Source organism: Methylobacterium sp. W2, from assembly GCF_020662345.1.
GTDB lineage: Bacteria > Pseudomonadota > Alphaproteobacteria > Rhizobiales > Beijerinckiaceae > Methylobacterium.
On the sequence record NZ_VMOA01000026.1, the window covers coordinates 39,788 to 63,835 of the forward strand.

The following is a 24,048-nucleotide window of genomic DNA, read 5'->3' on the forward strand; positions in this document are numbered from 1 at the left end:
CCGCCCGGAAGTGCCCTCCCCCGGTTGCGGCATGACGGCGATCCTCGGCGGAGCCCGTCGCGGCGTGAGACCGGAAGGGGATTGTTGACCCGCCCTCACCACACGCGCCATCAAGCGGCATGACGAGCGCGCCCTGGTCCGCCACGATCCTCACCCTCTACCCGGAGATGTTTCCCGGTCTCCTCGGGATGTCGCTGTCGGGCGACGCGCTCGCGCGCGGAACCTGGACCCTGGAGGCCCGGCAGATCCGCGAGCACGGGATCGGCCGCCACCGCGCGGTGGACGATACCCCGGCCGGCGGCGGCGCCGGCATGGTGCTCCGCTGCGACGTGCTGGGGGCGGCCATCGATGCCGCCGCCTCCCCCGGTGATACCCGCCCCCGGCTGCTCATGAGCCCGCGCGGCCGCCCCCTGACGCAGGGCCGCGTGCGTGAACTGGCGGAGGGGCCGGGCATCGTCGTGGTCTGCGGCCGGTTCGAAGGGGTCGACGAGCGGGTCATCGCGGCGCGGGGACTCGAGGAGGTCTCCATCGGCGACTACATCCTGTCGGGTGGCGAGGTCGCGGCCTTCGTCGCCATCGATGCCTGCGTGCGCCTGTTGCCCGGCGTCATGGGCAAGGCGGTCTCGGGCGACGAGGAGAGCTTCGAGGGCGGGCTCCTCGAATACCCGCACTACACCCGGCCGCGGGAGTGGGAGGGCCGTGCGATTCCCGACATCCTCACCGGCGGCAACCACGGCGCCATCGCCCGCTGGCGCCGGGACGAGGCGGAACGGATCACCCGCGAGCGCCGGCCCGACCTGTTGGACACGGATAAATCTCATCCGACAAAGGCCCGACTCTCAAAGACTTGATCGGAAAAACCGATGCCTTTGTGCTCGGCGGGACTGAATTTCTTGCCCGAGCATCTTGCTAAGTTGCCGAGACAGGTTCATTGGCAGCGCCGGGCCACTCCTCCCCAACGAGGAGCATTCATCTGTAAGGATGGACTTTTCATCATGACACGTCCCAACACGCGCCCCCGCGTGCCGAACTTCTCGTCCGGCCCCTGCACCAAGCGTCCCGGCTGGACCCTGCAGGCCCTTCAGAACGCCGCTCTCGGCCGCTCGCACCGCTCCCCCGCCGGCAAGGCCAAGCTGGTCGAGGCCATCGAGCTGACCCGCACCGTGCTGCGCGTGCCCGCCGATTACCGCATCGCCATCGTCCCCGCCTCCGATACCGGCGCCGTCGAGATGGCCATGTGGTCGATGCTCGGACCGAAGACGGTCGAGGTCGCCGCCTGGGAAGCCTTCGGCTCCGAATGGGTCACCGACGCGCTGCAGGAACTGAAGATCTCGCCCATCGTCCACCAGACCGCCTACGGCGTGCTGCCGGACCTGTCGGCCATCGACACCCGGCACAACGACGTCATCTTCACCTGGAACGGCACCGCCGCCGGCGTCCGCGTGCCGAACGGCGACTGGATCGCCGCCGACCGCGAAGGCGTCACCATCTGCGACGCCACCTCGGCCGCCTTCGCCATGCCGCTGGACTGGGCCAAGCTCGATGTCGTCACCTTCTCCTGGCAGAAGGTGATGGGCGGCGAGGCCGCGCACGGCATGCTGATCCTCTCGCCCCGCGCGGTCGCGCGCATCGAGAACACCACCCCCGCCTGGCCGATCCCCAAGGTCTTCCGCATGGCCAAGGGCGGCAAGCTGATCGAGGGCATCTTCAAGGGCGACACGATCAACACGCCCTCGCTCCTCGCGGTGGAGGATTACCTCGACACCCTGCGCTGGGCGCAGAGCATCGGCGGACTCGACGCGCTCCATGCCCGTGCCGACGCCAATGCCAAGGTCGTCCACGACTGGGTGGCGCGGACCCCGTGGATCGGCCACCTCGCCGTCGATCCGGCGACGTATTCGAACACCGGCGTCTGCCTCGTCATCACCGATCCGGACGTCCTCGCCAAGGGTGACTCCACCGTGGCGGCTGTGGCCAAGGGTATTGCCGATACGCTCGATTCCGAGGGCATCGCCTTCGACATCGGTGCCTATCGCGACGCGCCGGCCGGCCTGCGCATCTGGTGCGGCGGCACGGTGGAGACCTCGGATCTCGAGGCCCTGATGCCATGGCTCGACTGGTCCTACGCCGCCCAGAAGGCCAAGCTCGCCAAGGCTGCGTGACGTCGGCCTGACGCTCGACGCTCCTCCCCCTCTCCCCCCCTGCGGGAGAGGGTGGCCCGCGCAGCGGGTCGGGTGAGGGGAGCGCGCTGTCCGGAGAGGTCGTCCCCTCTCCCGGTCGCTCCGCGACCACCCTCCCCCGCAATGGGGGGAGGGTCGAGATCTGCCGCGCTGTCGCGCCTCATCTCCGAAGTAATCCCCCTTCCTCAAGAGCCGGAGGCCATCATGGCTGCTCCCAAGGTGCTCATTTCCGATTCCCTCTCGAACGCGGCCGTCCAGATCTTCCGTGACCGTGGAATCGACGTCGATTTCTTCCCCAACCTCGGCAAGGACAAGGAGCGCTTCGCGGCCGTCATCGGCCATTACGACGGCCTCGCCATCCGCTCGGCCACCAAGGTCACCGAGAAGGTGCTGGCCCAGACCTCGCGGCTGAAGGTCATCGGTCGGGCGGGGATCGGCGTCGACAACGTCGACGTCGCGGCCGCCACGGCGCGCGGCGTCATCGTGATGAACACGCCGTTCGGCAATTCCATCACCACCGCCGAACACGCCATCGCGATGATGTTCGCCCTCGCGCGGCAGATCCCGCAGGCGGACCTCTCGACCCAGGCCGGCAAGTGGGAGAAGAACCGCTTCATGGGCGTCGAGCTCACGGGCAAGACGCTCGGCATCATCGGCTGCGGCAATATCGGCGCCATCGTCGCCGACCGCGCCATCGGCCTGAAGCTCAAGGTCGTGGCCTACGACCCCTACCTCTCCCCCGAGCGCGCCCTCGAGATCGGCGTGGAGAAGGTCGAGCTCGACGCGCTGCTGGTACGGGCCGACATCATCACGCTCCACGTGCCGATGACCGACAAGACCCGCAACATCCTGTCGGCCGAGAACCTCGCCCGGACGAAGCCCGGCGTGCGCATCGTCAACTGTGCCCGTGGCGGCCTCGTGGACGAGGTGGCGCTCCGTGCGGCCCTCGATTCGGGCCATGTGGCCGGGGCGGCCTTCGATGTGTTCATCGAGGAGCCCGCCACCGCCAACCCGCTCTTCGGCCACCCGAACGTCGTGTGCACGCCGCATCTCGGCGCCTCCACCAACGAGGCCCAGGAGAACGTGGCGCTGCAGGTTGCCGAGCAGATGTCCGACTACCTGATGACCGGGGCGATCACCAACGCGATCAACTTCCCATCGATTTCTGCCGATGAGGCTCCCCGGTTGAAGCCGTTCGTGGCTTTGGCCGAAAAGCTCGGCTCGTTCCTCGGCCAGCTGACGGACGCGCCGATCAAGGGCATCCGCATCACCTACGAAGGGGCCGTCGCCGGCATGAACACCCGCGCGCTCACCGCGGCGGCGGTGACCGGGGCGCTGCGGCCGTTCCTGCAGGACATCAACATGGTCTCCGCCCCCGCCCTGGCGCGCGAGCGCGGCATCGTGGTGGACGAGATCAAGCGCGAGGGCGGGGCGAGCGACTACGAATCCGTCATCCGCATCACCGTGGATGCCGAGGACATGCCGCGCGACGCCGCCGGCACGGTGTTCCATGACGGCAAGCCGCGGATCATCGAGATCCGCTCCATCGCCATCGACGCCGCCTTCGCGCCGCACATGCTCTACGTCCGCAACCACGACAAGCCGGGCTTCATCGGCCGGCTCGGCACCATCCTCGGCGAGGCTGGCGTCAACGTGGCGACCTTCAACCTCGGCCGCGAGGAAGAGGGCGGCAACGCCATCTGCTTCTGCGCCGTGGATGCGCCGATCTCGGAGAGCGTGCGGGCGGAGATCGAGACGATCCCGCAGGTGAAGCGGGCGCGGCCGGTGAGCTTCTGACCGGAACGAGCCTCGGTTTCGGTCTCCCCCTTTCCCCTTCGCGGGGGAGGGTGCCTGCGGAGCAGGCGGGAGAGGGGCCGGCACAGGTCCTTCCGGAGAGGGCGCTCCCCTCACCCGACCTTCGCTGACGCGAAGGCCACCCTCTCCCGCAGAGGGGAGAGGGTTTGCGGCCTTTGTCTCAGGCGAAGGCGGCGAGCGTCCCGTGACGTTTGGCGAACAGGCAATGGAAGGTCAGGCGGGATGTCGACTGGCTGGCCTTCCACATCGCAGCATGAATGACCTGCGCGACGGCGCACGTCTTAGGTGCGCGCGCGACCTATGGGCTGGCCCCGCCGCCCGGAACATGCGAGAGGCCCGCCCATGAACATCGACGGCAAACCCTATCGCACCATCCTGCCCGCCGCCGACGGCGCTTCCGTCGAGGTCATCGACCAGACCCGCCTGCCCTTCGCTTTCGAACTGAAGCGGCTCGCCACCCTCGATGAAGCGGCCGTCGCCATCCGCACCATGATCGTGCGGGGAGCGCCGCTCATCGGCGTCACGGCGGCCTACGGGCTGGCGTTGGGCCTTCGCCGGGACGCCTCCGATGCCGGGATCGACCACGCCGTCGAGACCCTGGCTGCCACCCGCCCCACCGCGATCAACCTGCGCTGGGCCCTCGACCGTGTCGCCGCCAAGCTGCGCGAGGTCGCGCTTCCTGAGCGCGCCGCCTTCGCCTTCGCCGAGGCCGGGCGCATCGCCGAGGAGGATGTCGAGAGCTGCCACGCCATCGGACGCCATGGTGCTGCGATCCTGGCTGATCTGCATAAAGCCAAGGGGCGGCGCCTCGACGTGCTGACCCATTGCAACGCCGGCTGGCTCGCCACCGTCGATTGGGGCACCGCCCTCGCGCCGATCTACGTGGCGCACGAGGCCGGCATCCCGGTCCACGTCTATGTCGACGAGACCCGGCCGCGGAACCAAGGCGCGGCGCTGACCGCCTTCGAGCTCAACGCGCACGGCGTGCCGCATACGGTCATCGCCGACAATGCCGGCGGCCATCTGATGCAGCATGGCGAGATCGACGTCTGCATCGTCGGTTCGGACCGCACGACGGCCTCGGGCGACGTCTGCAACAAGATCGGCACCTACCTGAAGGCGCTGGCGGCCTCCGACAACCGCGTGCCGTTCTACGCCGCCCTGCCCTTCTCCACCATCGACTGGACCCTCGACGACGGCGTCGCGCAGATCCCCATCGAGGAGCGCGACGGCCGCGAGGTCTCGCACCTCACCGGCCGCCTCGCCGATGGCGGCTTCGCCACGATCGAGGTGGTGTCGCCGGGCAGCCCGGTGGCCAACCCCGCTTTCGACGTGACCCCGGCCCGGCTGGTGACGGGCATCATCACCGAGCGCGGCGTGGCCTCGGCGAATGCGGAGGGGTTGCTGTCGCTGTATCCAGAGCGGCGTCCGGCGGCGTAGCCGAGGGACGACACGCCGCCTTTCCCCACGCGGGTCAGAGCCTCTTTCGCCTCGAGCGATATCGATTCACCCCTCGTCCCAATGCGACGCGGCATCGATGAAATTCTGATCGTCCTCGGCGTGATGGCTCGTGGCGACAGCTGCCGATTGCCGATGCGCTTCCGCGGCGAACGAAGCGGAGCTTGGGTTTGGAATCCAGACCCTTACCGGCCGCAATCCCTGGCGGCGCAGGCGAGCGTGACGCAGACGAATGGTTTCGGTGGTCGGTCCGGTCTTCGGTGAAGCGGTCAAGGCACACCTCCGAGCTTCACAGGCTATGCTGCTGCCTCGCCGGAGCACGAATGCCAAAGGCCTCTGCCTTCGGTGCCCGAGCGTCGTCGATCAGACGGGCGCCTGCCATTGCCAGAACACCGACCCCGTAAACTCGAACACCCGCTCCCCGCGCTGGTTCTGCGCGGTGTTGTGGTGGGTGGCCACACCCCAGCCGGGGCGCGAGGTCGATTCGCGCTTGTCGAGGAGGGTGCAGGCGTAAGCGATCGTGTCGCCGGCATAGACCGGGGCGAGCCAGCGCATGTCGCGAAACCCCGGCGAGGGGCCGAGCTGTGGCACCGGGCCGTCGCGCTCCGTCCGTTCGATGTCCCGCTGGCGGGTGATGTGCAGGCGCTTCATCCAGACCGCCGCCGTGTGCCAGCCGGAGGCGCAGAGCGCTCCGAAATGGGTCTTGCGGGCGGCGTCCGCGTCGAGATGGAAGGCCTGCGGGTCGTAGGCCCGCGCGAAGGCCGTGATCGCCTCCGGCGTGAAGACGTGCCGGCCGAGATCGCGGATCGTGCCGAGCTTTGCTTCCTTGAGGAAGAGCAGCGTCTCGGCATCCTCGCCCTCGACGACGGCCGAGGGCTCGCCCGGAACCACTGCGCGCGGCGGCAGGGGATCGGCCCCGCGCCGGGCGAACATCACCGTGAAGGCCTGGATCATCACCGATTCGTCGCGGCCGTTCAGGACCGTGAGGGTGAAGCGGACGAAACCGCGATCCGGCTTGGAGTTCGAGGCGCGGCATTCCTCCACCTTGGTGACGATCCGCAGCGCGTCGCCCGGCAGGACGGGGCGCAGCCAGCGCAGCTGCGAGATGCCGGGCGAGCCCATGGAGGTGGCGCCGCGAAAGACATGGGCCTGGAGCAGACGCATGCCGAACCCGGCCGTCTGCCAGCCTGAGCCGATCAATCGGCCGGCGAGCGTCGCCTTGGCGGCCTCCTCGTCGAGATGGAACGGCTGCGGATCGAACTCCGTCGCGAAGGCGACGATCTCGTCGCGGGTGACCACGAGCGGGCCGCCTTCGATCACGTCGCCGGGGGTGAAATCCTCGAAGGTGATGCCGGTCATTGAACCTCTTGTCTTCGGGTCGAAGAGTTTCGGATCGAAGGATGGCGCCGCGCTAGCTACAGGGGCGGCCCGCCTCTCCCCGCTTGCGGGGAGAGGATCACAAGCACCTTGTCGTGCTTGTGATGAGCGGAGCGAGGGTGAGGGGGCCGGTCCGGAGGAGGCTTACGCGGACGAGCCCCCTCACCCCCGGCTGCCGCCTCGCCGCGCCGACGACAAGGTCGTCGCGGCCCTCTCCCCGCGCGCGGGGAGAGGGGATGTGCGCCCTCGGTTCCGCGGAGGTGAGGAAGTATCCGCTCCTCAATTGGCGAAGCGGAAATGCAGCACGTCGCCGTCCTGCACCACGTACTCCTTGCCCTCGAGGCGGAACTTGCCGGCTTCCTTGGCGCCGCTCTCGCCTTTCAGGGCGGTGTAGTCGGCAAAAGCGATGGTCTCGGCGCGGATGAAGCCCTTCTCGAAATCCGTATGGATCACGCCCGCCGCGGCCGGGGCGCGGGTGCCCTTCTCGATGGTCCAGGCGCGCGCCTCCTTCGGCCCCACGGTGAAGTAGGTGATGAGGCCGAGCAGCTCGTAGCCTGCGCGGATGACGCGATTGAGACCCGGCTCCACGAGCCCCACCGCTTCGAGGAAGTCGCCCTGGTCGGCCAGCGGCATCACCGCGATCTCGCTCTCGATCTTGGCCGAGACCACCACCGCGCGCGCACCCTCGGCCTTGGCCTGGGCGATCACCGCCTCGGAATAGGCGTTGCCCTTGTCGGCATCGCCCTCGTCCACGTTGCAGACGTAGAGGACGGGTTTGGCCGTCATCAGCCCGAGGGTCTGGAACAGCTTCTCCTCCTCCGGCTTGCGGCTCACCAGGCGGGCGGGCTTACCCTCGCGCAGGAGCGGCAGGGCGCGGTTGACGAGGTCAAGCATCTCCTTGGCCTCCTTGTCGGCGCCCTTGGCCTTCTTCTCCAGGGCGAACAGGCGCTTCTCGAGGCTGTCGAGGTCGGCGAGCATCAGCTCGGTCTCGATGGTCTCGATATCGGCCTTGGGGTCGACCTTGCCCTCCACATGGGTCACGTCGCCGTCGGTGAAGCAGCGCACCACATGGGCGATGGCATCGACCTCGCGGATGTTGGCGAGGAACTGGTTGCCGAGCCCCTCCCCCTTCGAGGCGCCGCGCACGAGGCCGGCGATGTCGACGAAGGTCAGCCGGGTCGGGATGATCTCCTTCGACGTGGCGATCCGCGCCAGATCGTCGAGGCGCGGGTCCGGCACCGCCACCTCGCCGACATTCGGCTCGATGGTACAGAACGGATAGTTCGCCGCCTGCGCCGCCGCGGTCTGCGTCAGCGCGTTGAAGAGGGTCGACTTGCCGACGTTCGGCAGGCCGACGATGCCGCATTTGAAGCCCATGATCGCGTGTCCGTCAGGTGAGGGCCAGCGTTGCGCTGGCGTGTGGCGTGAAGGGATTGACGATGTGAAGCGTATCGACGGTCTGGCCGTCGCTCATGTCCTCGGACACGAAGAAGTGGCATCCGGCCTGGAGCGCGGAGGCTATGGCGACACTATCCCACCACGAGAAGCGATAGCGCTCCTCGATGACGATCGCCGCCCGGTGCGTCTGCGCGTCGAGGGGCGCCGTGCAGGCCGGATACAGCGCTGCGAGATATGATGCCGCCTCGAAGGCCGAGACGAGCCGACGCTTATGGACGAGGACGGCGTAGCACTCGTTCAGGATCTGCGGGCTGATCACCATCCGGCTCTGACCGAAGGCCTGCTTCAGAAGCCGCACGCTCCGGGCCCGCTTCGCCCCATCCTTCGGGTCCATCCCGTAGATCAGCAGATTCGTGTCGAAGAACAGCCGGCCGGTCATAGAGATCCTCGCGGGACGGCAGATTCTCGGTCACGCCGGGCCATCCCGGACCGTCGAGGAAGACGTTGAGGGCCGCCAACTGGTCGGCGACGTCCGGGGCCCTGCGCTCGATGAGAGCATGGCTGACGAAACGCGACAGACTCTGACCGCGCCTAGCCGCTTCGACGCGAGCCCAGGCGAACAGATCGTCGTCGAGGGTGATGGTGAGGTTCTTCATGAGCGATCCTCGCGATGGCCGAGATATCGTGTCCCCGTGTTTTCGTGTCAATCACGGCCGGTGGCCGCGGCGTTGAGCTGCTTGACGTCGTCCCAGCCGCGGCCCGCCATGGCGAGGTGGACCTTGTTCTGGAAGCTCGCATCCTCGCCCGCCGCCAGCAGCGCAGCATGGTCCGCGACGGTGCGGCAGAGATCCTCGACCCAGGCCCGCTCGCCCTTGCCGAAATCGTTCAGGACGTAGGCATGGACCAGGGCCTTGTCGCCCGGATGACCGATACCGAGGCGCACGCGCCGGTAATCGTTGCCGCATTGGGCGGTGATCGAGCGCAGGCCGTTATGGCCGGCATTGCCGCCGCCGAGCTTCACCCGGAGCTTGGCCGGCGCGAGGTCGAGCTCGTCGTGCAGCACGATCACGTCGGAGAGCGCGATCTTGTAGAAGCGCTGCGCCTCCGAGACCGCGCGGCCGGATTCGTTCATGAAGGTCTGCGGCTTCAGCAGGACGACCCGTTCGGTGCCGAGGGTCGCCTCGGTCACCTCGCCCTGGAACTTGCGCCGCCATGGGCCCGCGCGGTGGACGCGCGCGATCTCGTCGAGGGCGAGAAAGCCGATATTGTGGCGGTTGCCCGCATAGCGGGCCCCTGGATTGCCGAGCCCGACGATCAGGCGCATGGCATCAACTCCAAGAAGGCTGCGTCACCGATACGGACGAGCGGCGTCAAACGAAAAGGTGCCCCGACCTCGCGGCCGGAGCACCTGTTGACAGAGACGAGACCGGGGCGCGAAGCCCCAGGGCCTCAATCCTCCTTCTTGTCTTCTTCAGCCTCGGCGGCCTCTTCGGCCTCAGCCTCGGCCTTCTCCTCGGCGGCTTCGGTGGCCTGAGCCTCGGCGATCGCAGCCTCCTCGGCCTCGACCTCGGCACCGAGCACGGTCGGCGGCACGACGTTGGCGACGACGGCCTCGGCCTCGCCGGTGAAGGTCGTGTTGGCCGGCAGCTTCACGGCCTCGATGTGGATCGAATCGCCGATCTCGAGACCGGTGAGGTCGACCTCGACCGCGTCGGGGATCGCATCCGCCGGCACTTCGAGCGATAGCGTGTGCAGCACGACGTTGAGGGTGCCGCCGTTCTTCTTGATGCCGGGAGCCTCGTCCTCGTTGATGAAGTGCACGGGCACTTCGACGGTGAGGTTCTGGCCCGCAACGACGCGCAGGAAGTCCACATGCAGCGGCACGCCGGTCACCGGGTCGAGCTGGAAGTCGCGCGGGATCGCGCGGGTCTTGCGGCCGCCGGCATTGATCTCGAACAGGGTGGTCTTGAAGCCACCGGCGTAGATCAGGGTGCGGGTGCGGACGAGGTCGATGGCGATGGCTTGCGGAGCCTGACCGCCACCATAGATGACGGCGGGAACGTTGCCCTGGCGACGAACTTCCCGGGCGGCCCCCTTGCCGACCCGGTCGCGTGCCACGGCCTCAAGCGGCTTTACTGCGCTCATGGCGTGATCCTTCAAAAAAACAGAAAAAAGCCGTGCAACGCCAAAGGCCGCCCGAAACGGACGGCCCTCACCGATCCACGACGCGCCCGTGCCTCCAAGGGTGTCTGGCGGGCGCGTGAGGTGCATACCCGCAAGAGCCGTGAAGCGCAATAAGCGCCGCGCAGCGCAACACGAGCCGCGACGCGTTTGCGATGAATGCCCGGCATCTCACCAAGGCGGCGTTCATCATCCGAACGGTCGGCTCCCTGGCTGCGCGGACAAGCGAAGACTTCGTTCACTCGCTCCGCCGAGGATCGCACCCCGTGTGGCGAGGGATCCATCGATGACGCATCCGGTCCTCTGGGCGTTGGGAGCCACCTCCCTTGCGGCGACGGTCAGCCTGACCCTGGTCACGCGCTTCGAGAATGCCTCCCGCCCACGGGAACGCGGCGACACGGTCCTCAACCTCGACAATGCGGGTCTCGGGGGGACGAACGCGACCCGGTTCGCACCCAACTCCGTGACCCTGGCGGCCGATTCCCTCGGGCATTTCTCCACCGAGGTCGACGTGGCGGGGCGCAGCCTCAGAATGCTGGTGGATACCGGGGCGAGCATCTGCGCCTTCAGCTACGAGGACGCGCAGCGATTGGGGCTCCATGTCTACGAGCGCGATTTCAACCGCCGCATCGACACCGCCAACGGTGCCGTCTCCGCCGCCACCGTTCGGATCCCGGTGATGCGGATCGGGACGATCGGCATCCGCGACGTCGAGGCCGTGATCCTGCCGCGGGGACGTCTCGGCAAGAGCCTCCTCGGCATGTCGTTCCTGCGGCGCCTCAACGACTTCAAGATGTCCGACGGCCGGCTGACGATGCGCGGCTGAGGCGGCCTCAACGTCGCGCCGACCTACTTCTGGCCTCCCCCGCCCCCGCCCCCGCCGGTGGCCAGGTTGCGGCGGGTGTCGGCCTGACCGCTCACGTCTCCGAAATACTTCGTCGCGTCGCCGAGTTGCATCGACGGCATGCAGGTCGGGGTGCAGGAATAGGATTCGCGGTCGAGTCCGCGCTGGACCGTGACGATCGACCCTTGTGCGGCCTGCACGCTGATGGTGGATTCGGCGAGCATCGCGCCGGACGCGTCGAGGGCGATGAGGTTGGTGGAGCCGAAGCTCTTGCCGGTCAGGATGACGATCCCGTTCCGCTGAAGGGCGACATCCGCCACGAGGGGGTTGCCGACGATCACCGTCTGTGTCCGGTCGGGCAGGCGAATGACTTTGGCATTGTCGACATTCACCGTCACGATGGCCGGCACCGTCTCCGCGAGGGCCGGGGCCGCACCGAGGGCGAGGCAGAGAGCGATCCCGCTCGCTCGAGCGCATCTTTTCAAGGACGACGGTGTCGGCATTGACCGGTGGCCCATGGCTCGGGTGTTCTCGGCTGCGACGGTAAGGTTTCGACAGAATCGCGAGCGCCGGAGCGGACAGCCGGCTTTGTCGTCGTGACAGTTTTAACGGCGTGTTGGTAAACGAAGATCTAACGCCGGTGTATGATTGAGCGCCGTCGTTCCGGCCTCCTCGACCTCAGTTGCCGTGTGTTGAACGTTTATCGCACGAGCAAAGGTTGCACCCTGTAATACTTCCCGGATCTCTACAGGTATCTCTGCGTAGGTATTACTGAAGAAGTATCTATCTTTCATTTAATGTTTTTTTACCACACGGCAATCGATTAGCGTCTGAAGCCGTTTCCAGCCCCGGCTTAACGCAATTTCAAGACGAAACCGGCCATCTTCATCCTTAGTCGCCGGTCGAAATACACCGCTCCTCGACGGCAACTCCGCAAGACGAACCCTCAAGGAATACGAATATGTCGAACCTCTTCAAGCGTTTTGCCGCCGACGAGTCGGGTGCAACGGCGATCGAATACGGCCTCATCGCGTCGCTCATCGCCGTCGCCGTCATCACCATCCTCACCACCGTCGGTACCAACCTCAACACGACCCTGGGCAAGGTTGCTGGCGGCCTCGGCAAGTAAGCCGGTTCGAACAGTCCTGATCCGGACTGTTTCCCTTCTCTTGCGCGACCGGTGATCCACGCAAGGTCGTGCGTGGATCGATCACCTCGCCGGACGGTCCGACCCGATCGTCCGGCAGAGCTTGTCCAATCCCTCCCGCTTCATGCGGACGGTGACCCCACGGTCCGTCGAGCTCCCGACAACCGCCTTTGCCGCCGCGATCGAGCACCCTGCGGCGAGGGTGTTTTACCGGGTGACGATCCGAGTTCCGATTTCAGACCGAGACGTCCCCGATGGCGAGTGTCACGCTCCTGATCGTCTTCCCGTTCCTGATGGCCTACGCGGCCGCTCGGGATCTGCTGACGATGACGATCCCGAACGCGGTGTCCCTGCTGCTGCTGCTTGGCTTCGCGATCTTCGCCGGCGCGACCGGAATGTGGGGCTGGGATCTCGTCGGCCATCTCGGGGCGGGAGCGGCGACGCTGGTCGTGACGTTCAGCCTCTTTGCCTTTCGCATCATCGGCGGAGGCGATGCCAAGCTCGCCGCCGCCACCGCGGTGTGGATCGGGTTCGACCGATTGGGCGAGTACCTGGTCGTCGCGTCGCTTGCCGGCGGCGCGCTCACATTGGCAATCCTCGTCGCGCGGGCGCATCCCCTGCCGCGTCTCCTAGGCCGCCTGCCCTTTGCCCTGCACCTTCACGACTCCAAGACCGGCGTACCCTACGGCATCGCCCTCTCCCTCGGAGCGCTGATCGTGATCCCGGAAACGATGACCTGGGCAAGAATGATGGCATCGTGAGGCCAGATACACGTAAGAGCTGAACTTGCCGGGCTCGGCCCGAAGCTTGTCGAACCCGGTGCTTTATCGAGCTGACCTATCGCGGGTCGTCCAGAATTCGCATGAGTTAGTTTTCGTTAACCGTAATTTGAGGAATCCCGGCGAAGCCTGAACGGCGACGGCAGCAGGCCGTCCTGTCAGGTTCGAACACGGCGATGAAACCAGCCCGCCTTGCCGTCATCGCCATCGCGCTCGCCGCCGGTTCGGGCGCCGCCTTTCTGATGAGTGGCAGCGATGCGCCGCCGCCGGTCCAGGCCGTGGTCGAGGCGCCCCCTCCTCCCCCGCTGCCGGTCACGGATGTGCTGGTGGCCGCCGCCGATCTGCCGATGGGGCAGAACATCCAGGCCGCCGACCTTCGCTGGCAGCCCTGGCCCGACCAGGCCATCACCGTCGGCTACATGACGCGCACGGCCTCGCCGAACGGCATGGACACCATCATCGGCTCGATCACCCGCAGCGCCTTCCTGGCGGGCGAGCCGATCCGGCCGCAGAAACTCGCCCGGTCCGACGGCGGCTTCATGGCGGCGATCCTGCCCGCCGGCATGCGCGCCGTCGCCATCGTCACCGATACGCGCGGGTCGAGTTCGGCCGGTGGCTTCATCCTTCCCAACGATCATGTGGACCTCATCCGCACCTATCGCGACGAGGAATCCACGCGCTCCGGGGGCAGCGAGGTCCAGATTTCAGAGACCTTGCTCACCGACATCCGCGTGCTCGCGGTCGGCCAGATCGTTCAGGAGCGGAACGGGACCAACGTCGTCACCGGCGAGACCGCCACCCTCGCTCTGACACCCGCCCAAGCCGAAACCGTCACCCTGGCCCAGAAGGTGGGACAGCTCTCCCTCTCCCTGCGCAGCCTCATGGATGCCGGCCGGACCGTGGATGCCCCGCCGGAGACGCAGCAGGACACGGCCCTGACGGTCGTCCGCTTCGGTGTCGCCAAACAACAACCGCGTCGCTGAGATGCCGAACCGCGCGATGATGAAAGATTTTCCGATGACCACGAGACACCGGGTCCGCGTGGGCAGCCTGTCCGTGTTCGCGGCCCTTGCCGGTCTGGTGCTGGCCGCCACCTCCGCCGTGGCGGCGCCGAGGGACGGTTTCACCGCCGCCCCGATCGTCGATGTCGGCGGCAACGAATCCGGTACCTCGCGCCGTCTCGAGTTGACGACGGGGCGGTCCATCGTGATCGACCTGCCGCGCGACGCCAAGGAGGTCTTCGTCGCCAATCCGAAGGTGGCCAACGCCGTCGTGCGCTCGACCCGCAAGGTCTTCGTCATCGGCATGGAGGACGGTGCGACCTCGATCTTCATCATGGACGCCGAAGGCCGCCAGATCACCGCCCTCGACGTCACCGTGGCGCGGGACCTCAAGCTCGGGACCCTGCGGCAGATCCTGCTCCAGAGCATCGCGGGCGGGCGCTTCGACATCCGGACCGCCGGCGACTCGCTGATCCTGTCGGGCTTTGTCGGCTCCGCGGCCGAGGCGGCCCAGGCCATGGACATCGCGACCGCCTTCGTCGGCCAAGCCGCCGGTGCCGCCGGCGGAGCAGGCGGCAGGGGCGCCGTCATCAACAACCTCACCATCCGGGGCAAGGATCAGGTGATGCTCCGCGTCACCGTCGTCGAAGTGGCCCGGACCGTACTGAAGCAGTTCGGCGTCAATCTCAGCGGCAACTGGTCCGGCCTCAACCTCGCGAACGTCGCGCCCTTCGGTCTCAATGGCGGTCAATTCCCGACTGGGAACGAGATCAAGGCGACGATCAACGGAGGCGGCGGGGCGAGTATCTCGGCCACCTTGCGGGCCTTCGAGCAGGCCGGCGTCTCACGCATTCTCGCCGAGCCGACGCTCACCGCGATCTCGGGCGAATCCGCGAAATTCACCGCCGGCGGGGAGATTCCCGTCCCCGCCTCGCAGAATTGCACGGGCGGAGTCTGCACCATCGGCATCGCGTTCAAGACCTATGGCGTGACCCTGAACTTCACCCCGGTGGTGATGGCGGAGAACCGCATCTCCGTGCGGGTTGCCACGGAAGTCTCCGAGATCGACCAGACCAACTCCTTCACCTTCACCCAGGGCGATTCCGCCGTCTCCGTGCCCGCCTTCACCTTGCGGAAGACCGAGACCACCGTCGAACTCGCCTCCGGCGGGACCATGATGACCGCCGGCCTGATCCAGCAGCGCAACAAGGCTGCCATCGGTGGTCTGCCCGGCCTCGTGAACCTGCCCATCCTCGGTGCCCTGTTCCGCTCGCGCGACTACCAGCGCCAGGAGACCGAGCTGATGATCATGGTCACGCCCTTCATCGCCAAGGCGATGGAGGCGAAGCAGGTCGTTCGGCCGGATGACGGCTTCATCGATGCCCAGGACGGTCAGGGCATCCTGCTCGGACGCCTGAACCGCGTCTACCGCTCGGGCGGCAGCGCGCCGCTGGGCGCCAATTACCGTGGCCGCGTCGGCTTCATCACGGATTAACGCCACGATTCGAGATCGCACCACGACGACCTCGCAGGACGACGCGGCCCAGGCACCATCAGGACCCGACCCCCAAATGTCATTCCTCCCCTTCCGCTCCCCCGTCGCGGTCGTCGCGTCGATCGCCCTGGCCACCGCCCTCGGTGCGTGCCGCGCCGACCGTGCCGAGACCACCGGCTCGCTCTATCCGACAGACTACCGGGCCCGTCATCCCATCGTGCTCGCCGACGCCACGCGCGCCCTGGACGTCTTCGTCACCGGGACCGGCCATATCGATCCGCGACAGCGCGCCGATATCGAGGCCTTCCTGCTGGAATTCCGCCGCTACGGGCGCGGTACCGTCATCCTCGACATGCCCCGCGGGGTCTCGCCGTCGCAGGGCGCCGCCGTGGAGCGGACCGGTGCGGCGATCCGCAGGCTCGGCGCCGACAACGGCGTCGGCGGACGGCAGATGATCGTCACCGGTTACGCGGTGGCGGACCCGTTCCTCGCCGCTCCGCTCCGCCTCAGCTTCCAGCGCATGGAGGCGAAGGTCGCGAGCCAATGCGGCGTCTGGCCCCAGGATCTCGGCGTCGGAAGCCCGGCCTTCGCCTCGCGCAACGAGACCCATTGGAACCTCGGCTGCGCCATACAGGCCAATGTCGCGAGCCAGGTGGCCGATCCCGTCGACCTCGTCCGCGGCCGGCCGGAAGGGCGCATCGACTCGATCCGGCGCACCGTCGACATCAATCGGCTGCGGGAGGGCAAGGATCCGTCAACCATATGGCGTCAGGATGGGAGGACGTCGGTGAAGGCAGCCATCGAGAACTGATCGGCGTGTCCCCTCCCGTCGTTTGACAGGGCTTCGGCCCTCGTTGTCACCCAAAGACCGGACCCCGCCCCATGCCTGACTTCAACGAGTCACCCGAGCGCGTCATCGCTCCGGTGCCGCGGATCACGATCCAGGCATTCTGCGAGACGGGGGAGACGGCCGCGTCGATCGAGGTGGCGGGGAGCGACAGGCGGCTGCAGAAGGCCCAGATCAAGATCCAGATGGGCGGCGGCCCCGCCGCCGTCGAGGCCTTCCGCCACGCGCCCACCCCGAACGTGGTCATCATCGAGACGCAGGGCGCGAAGTCGCGCCCCCTGGAGATCCTCGATTCCCTGGCGGAGGTCTGTGACGAAGGGACGAAGGTCGTCGTCATCGGCCACGTCAACGACGTCCAGCTCTATCGCCAGTTCATCCAGCGCGGCGTGAGCGAGTATCTCATGGCGCCGGTGGAGCCGATCGTCCTGATCCAGGCCCTGTCCGACCTGTTCACGGCCCCCGGCGCCAAGCCGCTCGGCCGCACCATCGCGGTGGTCGGCGCCAAGGGAGGTGTGGGCTCCTCCACCATCGCCCACAACCTGGCCTGGACCGTGGCGCGCGAGCACGGGATGGCGACGGTCATCGCCGATCTCGACATCGCCTTCGGGACGGCGAGCCTCAACTTCAATCAGGACCCGCCGCAGGGGATCGCGGAGGCGGTCTTCGCGCCCGAGCGCCTCGATTCCAACCTCCTCGATCGCCTGCTCTCGAAATGCAGCGACAACCTCTCGCTGCTCTCCGCGCCGGCCACCCTGGAACGGACCACGGACCTGATCGAGCCGTCCTTCGACAACCTGATCGACCTCCTGCGCGCGGCCGTCCCTTGCGTGGTCCTCGACGTGCCCCATACCTGGTCGGCCTGGACCCGGCGCCTGCTGATCTCCTCGGACGAGATCATCGTCGTCGCCCAGCCCGAACTCGCCTCCCTGCGCAATCTCAAGAACCTGCTGACCCTGCTGCAGCAGAACCGGCCCAACGACGCCAGGCCGCGCATCGTCCTCAACAGCGTCGGCGTGCCCAAGCGTCCGGAAATCTCGGCCGGCGAATTCACCAAGGCCCTGGACGCCACGCTGACGGCGACGATTCCCTACGATCCGGCCCTGTTCGGCACGGCGGCCAATAACGGTCAGATGATCGCCGAGGTCCAGGCCGGCGCCAAGGCCTCGGACGTGTTCTCCGAACTCGCCGCGCGCATGATCGGCCGTCCCGAGACCCGCCGCGTCCGCGGGAACCTGTTCGAGCCTCTCCTGTCGCGTTTGTCCCGCCGCAAGGCGTCGTGATGGTCCTGCGCCGTCTGGAGGCCCGTCATGTTCGGTAGACGAAGCTCGGCCTCGGAGGTCCCGGCGGCGATCGCGGTTTCGTCCGCGCCACAGCCGCAGGGTCCGCTTCCCGTCTTCGACGACCAGCCGGGCGTGGCGAAGACCCAGCGGGTGGAACGGCTCGTCCCGCTCCGGGAGGCGGTGAAGTCGGAGGATTACTTCCGCACCAAGAGCATGATCTTCGGGGCGCTGATCGAGGCCATCGATCTGGCGCAGCTCTCGCGCCTCGACGTCGAATCGGCGCGCGAGGAGATCCGCGACATCGTCTCGGAGATCATCGGCCTCAAGAACATCGTCCTGTCCATCGCCGAGCAGGAGGAACTCCTCGACGACATCTGCAACGACGTCCTCGGCTACGGACCGCTCGAGCCGCTGCTGGCCCGCGACGACATCGCCGACATCATGGTCAACGGCGCCAACCGGGCTTTCATCGAGGTCGGGGGCAAGATTCAGCTGACCAACGTGCGCTTCCGCGACAACCAGCAGCTGATGAACATCTGCCAGCGCATCGTCAGCCAGGTCGGCCGGCGCGTCGACGAATCCTCGCCGATCTGCGACGCGCGCCTGCCCGACGGGTCCCGCGTGAACATCATCGCGCCGCCGCTCGCCATCGACGGGCCGGTCCTCACGATCCGCAAGTTCAAGAAGGACAAGCTCACCCTCGACCAGCTCGTCACCTTCGGGGCGATCTCGCCCGAAGGAGCCCGCATTCTGCAGATCATCGGTCGCGTCCGCTGCAACGTGGTCATTTCCGGCGGTACGGGCTCGGGCAAGACCACCCTGCTGAACTGCCTGACGCGCTACATCGACGAGGACGAGCGCATCATCACCTGCGAGGACGCGGCCGAGCTGCAGCTGCAGCAGGCCCACGTCGTCCGCCTCGAGACCCGGCCCGCGAACATGGAAGGGTCGGGGCAGGTCACCATGCGCGACCTCGTCAGAAACTGCCTGCGCATGCGGCCGGAGCGGATCATCGTCGGCGAGGTTCGCGGCCCGGAGGCGTTCGACCTGCTCCAGGCCATGAATACCGGCCATGACGGCTCGATGGGCACGCTCCACGCCAACTCGCCGCGCGAGGCGCTGGCCCGTATCGAATCGATGATTACCATGGGCGGGTTCAGCCTGCCCTCGCGGACCTTGCGCGAAATGATCGTCGGGTCGATCGACATCATCGTCCAGGCGACGCGCCTGCGTGACGGTTCGCGCCGCATCACCCACATCACCGAGGTGATGGGTCTTGAGGGCGACGTCATCATCACCCAGGACCTGTTCGTCTACGATGTGCTCGGCGAGGATGCGAACGGCCGGCTTCTCGGGCGCCATCGCTCCACCGGCATCGGCCGTCCGCGCTTCTGGGACCGCGCGCGCTATTACGGTGAGGAGAAGGCCCTGGCAGCCGCCCTCGATGCGGCGGCCTACGATGCCGGCCACTCATGAACGCCTGGCTATGAACGCCCTGCAGATGCCTCTCGCCGTCGGGCTTGCGGCGGTCGCGGCCGGGGCCATCGCCTATGTGGTGCTGACCCCCCTCCTGTCGGGGGAGAACCGGGCGGCCAAACGCAGGCAAGCGGTCAGCGTGGTGACGTCCCCCGCCCATCGCGCGGTCACGGCCAGCCGGCGCGAGCAGGTGGCCAAGAGCCTGAAGGAGGTCGAGGCCAAGCGCGGCGGGACGGCGATCACCCTCGAACTCAAGATCGCCCGGGCCGGCCTGGATTGGACGAAGCAGAAGTTCCGGGTCGTCTCCGCGCTCATGGCCGTCGTTGCCGGCCTCGTCATCTTCGTCCTCACCGCGCACAAGCTCGCGGCGCTGGCGGCACTTTTCGCCGGCGGGTTCGGTCTGCCCCTGTGGATGCTGAGCGTCCTGCGCAAGCGGCGCATCAACGCCTTCATCACCGAACTGCCCACCGCCATCGACATCATCACCCGCGGCGTGCGCGCCGGCATCCCGGTGGGCGACTGCTTCCGCATCATCGCGCGGGAAGCCGAGGAGCCGATCCGCGGCGAGTTCCGCCAGGTGGTGGAATCCCAGACCCTCGGTCTCAGCCTCGGCGACGCGATGGTGCGGATGTACGAGCGGGTGCCCGTCTCCGACGTCAATTTCTTCGCCATCGTCATCGGCATCCAGGGCCGGTCCGGCGGCAACCTCTCGGAAGCCCTGAGCAACCTCTCCAAGGTCCTGCGCGAGCGCAAGAAGATGGCCGGGAAGATCCAGGCCATGAGCATGGAGGCCAAGGCGTCCGGCGGCATCATCGCGGCCCTGCCCTTCATCGTGGCGGTGCTGACCTACCTGTCCAGCCCGGATTACATCTCGCTGCTGTGGACGACGGATACCGGCAAGATGGCCCTCGTCGCATCCGCGATCTGGATGTCGATCGGGGTCTTCGTGATGAAGAAGATGATCAGCTTCGAGGTCTGACCGCCCATGTTGTCCCTCATCGGCGAAAAGCTCATCGATCCGCGCTTCATCGGCATGGTTCTGGCCGGGGTGGCGGCTGCGGCGACCGCCTTCGCCCTGCTGCAGCCCCTCATCGAGCCGGACAAGCTTAACAAGCGCATGAAGCTGATCGGCGACGAGCGCGAGGAGTTGCGCCGGCGCGAGCGGGACCGGCTCAACAACCGGTCGACCCTGCGCGTGGCGCCGAAGGCGTACATGAAGCGGGTCGTGGACCAGTTCAACCTGAGCCGCTGGCTCGGTACCGATACCGCCCGGCAGCAACTGGTCATGGCGGGATACCGTTCGCCGGGCGCGGAGACCGGATTCCTGTTCTTCCGCATGGTCACCCCGATCGCGGTCGGACTGGCGGCGATCTTCTACCTCTTCGTCCTGAAGGTGCTGGACTATTCCGTCACCGTCCGCCTCATGATGGTCATCGCGGCCCTGCTCCTCGGCATCAAGGCGCCCGAACTCTACCTGCTCAATGCCACGAAGAAGCGCCAGTCCGAGATCCAGGCGGCCTGGCCCGATGCCCTCGATCTCACCCTGATCTGCGTCGAATCCGGGATGTCGGTGGAGCACGCCATCCGCCGGGTCAGCATCGAGGCCGTCACCCAGTCGGTGGCGCTGGCGGAGGAACTCGCCGTCACGGCGGCGGAACTGTCCTACCTGCCCGATCGCCGCCTAGCGTTCGAGAACCTCGCCAACCGTGTGGGCCTCGATTCCGTCAAGGCGGTCGCCACCGCGCTGATCCAGGCCGAGCGCTACGGCACGCCCATGGGCCAGGCCCTGCGCGTGCTGTCCCAGGAGAGCCGCGACCAACGCATGAACGCCGCGGAGAAGAAGGCCTCCGCCCTGCCGCCGAAACTGACCGTGCCGATGATCCTGTTTTTCCTGCCGGTGCTGTTCGTCGTGATCCTGACGCCGGCGATCATCCAGATCTACCGCTGAGGCGGCGCTGCTCTCCGTTCTCCCAACCTTCGACAGCGGACGAGATCGAAAGCGTCGGAGCGGACACCCGGTCTCGAACACGGGTTATCGGGCGACCTCATTCCGAAGATCCTCGGGGTGAAGGGGACGTCCCCCGGCATCTCGGTCGAGACCCCGTCCGGTGCCGTCATGTCCGGCACGCTCGACACCCCTTGCCTGTAGTGGCTGGGAATTGGCCGGCCGCTCCATCCGGTCGCAGGTCGATCGGAGTCAGTCGTCCGGCGGGATGAAGGGACACCGCCAATTCGTGCGGCTCTCATTCCTCCATCCAAAGTATGTGCCGAATATACCCCGTCTTGGCTGCGATTGGCATGGACTATTTTTATCTTCTCTTCGATGTCGACTGCTGTCGATATCCTGAGACTGTGCCAGGCAAGCCCGATTGATTGCTTCCGCTCATCGAGGCGATAGTACTTTATTTGCAATTGCCGTCTTGGTAGGATTCTGATCTTTAACTGCGGCAAGTTACAGCAGAAGATAGTCGTATCTTCGCAGTGCACGATTTGATTTCAGGTGTTGTGGCAAGGAGCGGGTCATGCCTTTGGTGGAATACACATACGGATCTGCATTTGATCCGAACTTTAGCTTCGCCATAGCGATCTCGAGCGATATCTACGACTCGGATGAGTCGAAATATAAGTTTCGCGCCCAAATCAATACCGACGCCCACGGGGATGTCATTTCTCAGTTGTACAACGGCACCAACAATCTGTCCGAGGACTATAATCTCGGCGCCGGTATCGTAAGCTTCCATATGAATTTTTCCTCCAACACTGGAGGCGTGACGTTAAATGGCTATGACTTCGATGACACCATAAGCGGAGGAAGTGGGAACGACGCCCTCTCGGGCGGCGCGGGCAATGACACGCTGCGGGGCATGGGCGGCGCCGACATGTTCTCGGCCGGGGACGGCAACGACCGCATCGTGGTCCGTGAGGCCGGCGCGAGCGTTTACGGCGGCGAAGGCCATGACAAGCTGTTCTTGCAGGGCGCAGACACATTCAGCTTCAGCGACGATACGTTGTCGAGCATCGAGACGATCCATGTGGGAGCGGGCTCGAACCTGGATCTTTCCGCTGTCACCACAGGCGTGACGATCGTCCTGGCAGCGAAGATCGGCAATCCCAGCAACATCGTCGGAACCCATGGTGACGATGTCATCACCGGCGGCGGGGGATTCGTCTCGCTTCGAGGTGGCGACGGCGACGACGTTCTCAAAGGCAGCAGCGGAACCGCGTCCATGGCCGGGGAGGATGGCAACGATGTCATTGCCGTGGGTGAAGGGGGCGGCTTTGCCAGTGGCGGGGACGGCAACGACGTCATCGTCGGAAGCGACGACGTGTACAGCGTTCTCCATGGTGACGCGGGCAATGACCGGATCGAGGCCGGTGATGCCGGAGCAACGATCGCGGGCGGCGCGGGCGCCGACAAGCTGTTCGCCGGTGCGGGCGACGACACCTTCGTCTTCCAGGCCGGCTTCGGCCGCGACACCATTCAGGAATTCGACGTCAACAACGACCATATCGTCGTCAGCATCGCCGGTATCGATTCCGATGATCTTGTCTTCCGTTCACTGAATGGCGGCCAGAACACGCTGGTGACGTTCGATGGTGTCGATGGCAGCAACAAGATTTTCCTGCACGACGTAACGGTCGCCCAGCTGGAAAACGGTCCCAGCGACCTGTTCCTGTTCGGCGCCTGATCCCCGGCCCGCCCCTACGCTGTTCCGTGTTGGTCCCGAGACATCCCGGAACGGCCGGCCCGCCCGCTCGCGGTCACCGCATGAGCCGGGATTGCCCGACGCAGCGCCTCGCTCGTCGTGGCATCGCCGTTCAGCCGCGCGGCACCTCACCGGCGAGCGAACGGCTCGGGGATCTCGGCGCTTTCGGTGCCCGAGCCTGGGCGGTCATCGCCCGCAGGGAGGCGGCATTGGCCGCCGCCTCTTCCGGGGTCAGGTCACCCCGGGTCAACTCCTCGGCTTCCGCGAGCTTGCCCCTCAGCCCGAGGACCAGGGCGAGGTTCTGGCGCACCCGTGCATCCGCGCGCGGCTGGGCCACGGCGTTGCGCATCACGGCCTCCGCCTGATCGAGCTGCCTCGCCAGAGCGTAGGAGAGACCGAGATTGGACAGGACCGTGGGATCGTTCGGCTGGATCTTCAGCGCGGCCTCGTAGAAGCCCTGCGCGCGGGCATGGTCGCCCATCTGATCGGCCACCGCGCCCTGGGCGGAGAGCACGCGCCAGTCCGGCCGGGCCGGGGTATGGGCGTTCTGGAGCACTTCGGCGGCTTCGGTGAAGCGTCCGACCTCCGCCAGGGCCTTGCCGTAGGCCGCCAGCACGGCCGAGTTCTTGGCGTTGCGCAGGGCCGTCTGCTGCAGCACGGCCACGGCCTGCGGTTTCTGGTTCGTCGCCTTCAGCGCCTGCGCATAGCGCAAAGCGAGGCCGACATCGTTCTGGTCGGCGTTGTATTTCTGGCCGAGGGCGTCGACGTCGCGCAGGGTCACCGCCTCGCGGCTCGGCGCGCGTCCGGAGTTGGAGAGGGTGAGCCCGCCGATCGAGCCGGTGGTCTCCGGTGAGCGTGACTGGCAGGCGCTTGCCAGGAGGCCGAGCAGCGCCACGCCGGCCAAACGCAGCGGGAGCGACAGTCCCGTCCGGACCGGCAGCGATGACGAGGATTGGGGCTGGTCTGAACGCAACGACACCATCACGTGCTCCGCACGAGCCTGCCGGTCGACGCTTCACGCCGCCGGTCGCGCAGTGATAGACCGTTAACCCTAATCGCCGGT

The 24,048-nt window shown here is 66.9% G+C and carries 23 protein-coding genes; 15 read left to right on the forward strand and 8 right to left on the reverse strand.

Translation table 11 applies throughout. The features are described from left to right. Window positions 1-119: 119 nt before the first annotated feature. The 4 genes from trmD to mtnA all read left to right on the forward strand — a co-directional run bounded on the left by trmD (window position 120) and on the right by mtnA (window position 5,435). On the forward strand, window positions 120-851 hold the full coding sequence (trmD, locus tag FPV16_RS15430) for a tRNA (guanosine(37)-N1)-methyltransferase TrmD (RefSeq protein WP_227439278.1): 732 nt from the start codon (window positions 120-122) through the stop codon (window positions 849-851). 144 nt (window positions 852-995) lie between these two features. After that, window positions 996-2,162 (forward strand): phosphoserine transaminase, encoded by a 1,167-nt coding sequence (locus FPV16_RS15435; protein ID WP_227439279.1) that lies wholly within the window; start codon window positions 996-998, stop codon window positions 2,160-2,162. 222 nt (window positions 2,163-2,384) lie between these two features. Beyond that, complete coding sequence (gene serA, locus FPV16_RS15440; RefSeq protein ID WP_227439280.1) at window positions 2,385-3,977, forward strand: phosphoglycerate dehydrogenase; 1,593 nt, start codon at window positions 2,385-2,387, stop codon at window positions 3,975-3,977. 360 nt (window positions 3,978-4,337) lie between these two features. Continuing rightward, on the forward strand, window positions 4,338-5,435 hold the full coding sequence (mtnA, locus tag FPV16_RS15445) for an S-methyl-5-thioribose-1-phosphate isomerase (protein ID WP_227439281.1): 1,098 nt from the start codon (window positions 4,338-4,340) through the stop codon (window positions 5,433-5,435). Window positions 5,436-5,501: 66 nt separating this feature from the next. Here mtnA and FPV16_RS15450 read toward each other — a convergent pair whose 3' ends face one another. The 6 genes from FPV16_RS15450 to FPV16_RS15475 all read right to left on the reverse strand — a co-directional run bounded on the left by FPV16_RS15450 (window position 5,502) and on the right by FPV16_RS15475 (window position 10,373). Then, window positions 5,502-5,774, reverse strand: a complete 273-nt coding sequence (locus FPV16_RS15450; protein WP_319802246.1) for an antitoxin MazE family protein — start codon at window positions 5,772-5,774, stop codon at window positions 5,502-5,504. 42 nt (window positions 5,775-5,816) lie between these two features. Then, window positions 5,817-6,812, reverse strand: coding sequence for a MaoC family dehydratase (locus FPV16_RS15455; RefSeq protein ID WP_227439282.1), 996 nt, complete (start codon window positions 6,810-6,812; stop codon window positions 5,817-5,819). A gap of 297 nt (window positions 6,813-7,109) precedes the next feature. Then, the gene (gene ychF, locus FPV16_RS15460; RefSeq protein WP_227439283.1) at window positions 7,110-8,207 is read right to left on the reverse strand and encodes a redox-regulated ATPase YchF; all 1,098 of its coding nucleotides are present in this window, start codon (window positions 8,205-8,207) and stop codon (window positions 7,110-7,112) included. 13 nt (window positions 8,208-8,220) lie between these two features. After that, window positions 8,221-8,667, reverse strand: a complete 447-nt coding sequence (locus FPV16_RS15465; protein ID WP_227439284.1) for a PIN domain-containing protein — start codon at window positions 8,665-8,667, stop codon at window positions 8,221-8,223. A 264-nt stretch (window positions 8,668-8,931) separates the two neighbouring features. Then, entirely contained in the window at window positions 8,932-9,552 is a 621-nt protein-coding gene (gene pth / locus FPV16_RS15470) for an aminoacyl-tRNA hydrolase (RefSeq protein ID WP_227439285.1), read from the reverse strand. A gap of 125 nt (window positions 9,553-9,677) precedes the next feature. Beyond that, window positions 9,678-10,373: a 50S ribosomal protein L25/general stress protein Ctc gene (locus FPV16_RS15475; protein ID WP_227439286.1), complete on the reverse strand. Its 696-nt coding sequence runs from the start codon at window positions 10,371-10,373 to the stop codon at window positions 9,678-9,680. A 322-nt stretch (window positions 10,374-10,695) separates the two neighbouring features. Between FPV16_RS15475 and FPV16_RS15480 the strand changes: the two genes are divergently transcribed. Beyond that, window positions 10,696-11,235 (forward strand): TIGR02281 family clan AA aspartic protease, encoded by a 540-nt coding sequence (locus tag FPV16_RS15480; RefSeq protein ID WP_227439287.1) that lies wholly within the window; start codon window positions 10,696-10,698, stop codon window positions 11,233-11,235. A 23-nt stretch (window positions 11,236-11,258) separates the two neighbouring features. On the opposite strand, the gene FPV16_RS15485 is transcribed toward FPV16_RS15480, so the two are convergent. Beyond that, the gene (locus tag FPV16_RS15485) at window positions 11,259-11,771 is read right to left on the reverse strand and encodes a pilus assembly protein N-terminal domain-containing protein (RefSeq protein WP_413629307.1); all 513 of its coding nucleotides are present in this window, start codon (window positions 11,769-11,771) and stop codon (window positions 11,259-11,261) included. Between the two features lie 443 nt (window positions 11,772-12,214). On the opposite strand from FPV16_RS15485, the gene FPV16_RS15490 reads away from it, so the two are divergent. The 10 genes from FPV16_RS15490 (at window position 12,215) to FPV16_RS15535 (ending at window position 22,967) form a co-directional block, all read left to right on the forward strand. Continuing rightward, window positions 12,215-12,382 carry a Flp family type IVb pilin gene (locus tag FPV16_RS15490; RefSeq protein ID WP_227439289.1) on the forward strand — a complete coding sequence of 56 codons (168 nt, stop codon included), beginning with the start codon at window positions 12,215-12,217 and terminating at the stop codon, window positions 12,380-12,382. Window positions 12,383-12,654: 272 nt separating this feature from the next. Next, complete coding sequence (locus FPV16_RS15495) at window positions 12,655-13,161, forward strand: prepilin peptidase (protein ID WP_227439290.1); 507 nt, start codon at window positions 12,655-12,657, stop codon at window positions 13,159-13,161. Between the two features lie 194 nt (window positions 13,162-13,355). Next, a complete protein-coding gene (cpaB, locus tag FPV16_RS15500; protein ID WP_227439291.1) occupies window positions 13,356-14,162 on the forward strand; it encodes a Flp pilus assembly protein CpaB in 807 nt (268 codons plus the stop codon). A 34-nt stretch (window positions 14,163-14,196) separates the two neighbouring features. Continuing rightward, entirely contained in the window at window positions 14,197-15,675 is a 1,479-nt protein-coding gene (locus FPV16_RS15505; protein ID WP_227439292.1) for a type II and III secretion system protein family protein, read from the forward strand. A 76-nt stretch (window positions 15,676-15,751) separates the two neighbouring features. Then, entirely contained in the window at window positions 15,752-16,486 is a 735-nt protein-coding gene (locus FPV16_RS15510; protein ID WP_227439293.1) for a CpaD family pilus assembly protein, read from the forward strand. A 71-nt stretch (window positions 16,487-16,557) separates the two neighbouring features. Further along, window positions 16,558-17,802, forward strand: coding sequence for an AAA family ATPase (locus FPV16_RS15515; RefSeq protein WP_227439294.1), 1,245 nt, complete (start codon window positions 16,558-16,560; stop codon window positions 17,800-17,802). A 27-nt stretch (window positions 17,803-17,829) separates the two neighbouring features. Next, window positions 17,830-19,278: a CpaF family protein gene (locus FPV16_RS15520; protein ID WP_227439295.1), complete on the forward strand. Its 1,449-nt coding sequence runs from the start codon at window positions 17,830-17,832 to the stop codon at window positions 19,276-19,278. A 10-nt stretch (window positions 19,279-19,288) separates the two neighbouring features. Next, window positions 19,289-20,257, forward strand: coding sequence for a type II secretion system F family protein (locus tag FPV16_RS15525; protein WP_227439296.1), 969 nt, complete (start codon window positions 19,289-19,291; stop codon window positions 20,255-20,257). A 6-nt stretch (window positions 20,258-20,263) separates the two neighbouring features. After that, entirely contained in the window at window positions 20,264-21,226 is a 963-nt protein-coding gene (locus FPV16_RS15530; RefSeq protein WP_227439297.1) for a type II secretion system F family protein, read from the forward strand. Between the two features lie 574 nt (window positions 21,227-21,800). Continuing rightward, window positions 21,801-22,967: a calcium-binding protein gene (locus FPV16_RS15535; RefSeq protein ID WP_227439298.1), complete on the forward strand. Its 1,167-nt coding sequence runs from the start codon at window positions 21,801-21,803 to the stop codon at window positions 22,965-22,967. Between the two features lie 130 nt (window positions 22,968-23,097). Here FPV16_RS15535 and FPV16_RS15540 read toward each other — a convergent pair whose 3' ends face one another. After that, window positions 23,098-23,967, reverse strand: a complete 870-nt coding sequence (locus tag FPV16_RS15540; RefSeq protein WP_227439299.1) for a tetratricopeptide repeat protein — start codon at window positions 23,965-23,967, stop codon at window positions 23,098-23,100. Between the last annotated feature and the right edge of the window lie 81 nt (window positions 23,968-24,048).

What these genes read in the sequence shown, in the direction of transcription:
- trmD (WP_227439278.1), top strand. Translation starts at nt 120, where the DNA reads ATGACGAGCGCGCCCTGGTCCGCCACGATCCTCACCCTCTACCCGGAG.
- FPV16_RS15435 (WP_227439279.1), top strand. Translation starts at nt 996, where the DNA reads ATGACACGTCCCAACACGCGCCCCCGCGTGCCGAACTTCTCGTCCGGC.
- serA (WP_227439280.1), top strand. Translation starts at nt 2,385, where the DNA reads ATGGCTGCTCCCAAGGTGCTCATTTCCGATTCCCTCTCGAACGCGGCC.
- mtnA (WP_227439281.1), top strand. Translation starts at nt 4,338, where the DNA reads ATGAACATCGACGGCAAACCCTATCGCACCATCCTGCCCGCCGCCGAC.
- FPV16_RS15455 (WP_227439282.1), bottom strand. Translation starts at nt 6,812, where the DNA reads ATGACCGGCATCACCTTCGAGGATTTCACCCCCGGCGACGTGATCGAA.
- ychF (WP_227439283.1), bottom strand. Translation starts at nt 8,207, where the DNA reads ATGGGCTTCAAATGCGGCATCGTCGGCCTGCCGAACGTCGGCAAGTCG.
- FPV16_RS15465 (WP_227439284.1), bottom strand. Translation starts at nt 8,667, where the DNA reads ATGACCGGCCGGCTGTTCTTCGACACGAATCTGCTGATCTACGGGATG.
- pth (WP_227439285.1), bottom strand. Translation starts at nt 9,552, where the DNA reads ATGCGCCTGATCGTCGGGCTCGGCAATCCAGGGGCCCGCTATGCGGGC.
- FPV16_RS15475 (WP_227439286.1), bottom strand. Translation starts at nt 10,373, where the DNA reads ATGAGCGCAGTAAAGCCGCTTGAGGCCGTGGCACGCGACCGGGTCGGC.
- FPV16_RS15480 (WP_227439287.1), top strand. Translation starts at nt 10,696, where the DNA reads ATGACGCATCCGGTCCTCTGGGCGTTGGGAGCCACCTCCCTTGCGGCG.
- FPV16_RS15485 (WP_413629307.1), bottom strand. Translation starts at nt 11,771, where the DNA reads ATGGGCCACCGGTCAATGCCGACACCGTCGTCCTTGAAAAGATGCGCT.
- FPV16_RS15490 (WP_227439289.1), top strand. Translation starts at nt 12,215, where the DNA reads ATGTCGAACCTCTTCAAGCGTTTTGCCGCCGACGAGTCGGGTGCAACG.
- FPV16_RS15495 (WP_227439290.1), top strand. Translation starts at nt 12,655, where the DNA reads ATGGCGAGTGTCACGCTCCTGATCGTCTTCCCGTTCCTGATGGCCTAC.
- cpaB (WP_227439291.1), top strand. Translation starts at nt 13,356, where the DNA reads ATGAAACCAGCCCGCCTTGCCGTCATCGCCATCGCGCTCGCCGCCGGT.
- FPV16_RS15505 (WP_227439292.1), top strand. Translation starts at nt 14,197, where the DNA reads ATGACCACGAGACACCGGGTCCGCGTGGGCAGCCTGTCCGTGTTCGCG.
- FPV16_RS15510 (WP_227439293.1), top strand. Translation starts at nt 15,752, where the DNA reads ATGTCATTCCTCCCCTTCCGCTCCCCCGTCGCGGTCGTCGCGTCGATC.
- FPV16_RS15515 (WP_227439294.1), top strand. Translation starts at nt 16,558, where the DNA reads ATGCCTGACTTCAACGAGTCACCCGAGCGCGTCATCGCTCCGGTGCCG.
- FPV16_RS15520 (WP_227439295.1), top strand. Translation starts at nt 17,830, where the DNA reads ATGTTCGGTAGACGAAGCTCGGCCTCGGAGGTCCCGGCGGCGATCGCG.
- FPV16_RS15525 (WP_227439296.1), top strand. Translation starts at nt 19,289, where the DNA reads ATGAACGCCCTGCAGATGCCTCTCGCCGTCGGGCTTGCGGCGGTCGCG.
- FPV16_RS15530 (WP_227439297.1), top strand. Translation starts at nt 20,264, where the DNA reads ATGTTGTCCCTCATCGGCGAAAAGCTCATCGATCCGCGCTTCATCGGC.
- FPV16_RS15535 (WP_227439298.1), top strand. Translation starts at nt 21,801, where the DNA reads ATGCCTTTGGTGGAATACACATACGGATCTGCATTTGATCCGAACTTT.
- FPV16_RS15540 (WP_227439299.1), bottom strand. Translation starts at nt 23,967, where the DNA reads ATGGTGTCGTTGCGTTCAGACCAGCCCCAATCCTCGTCATCGCTGCCG.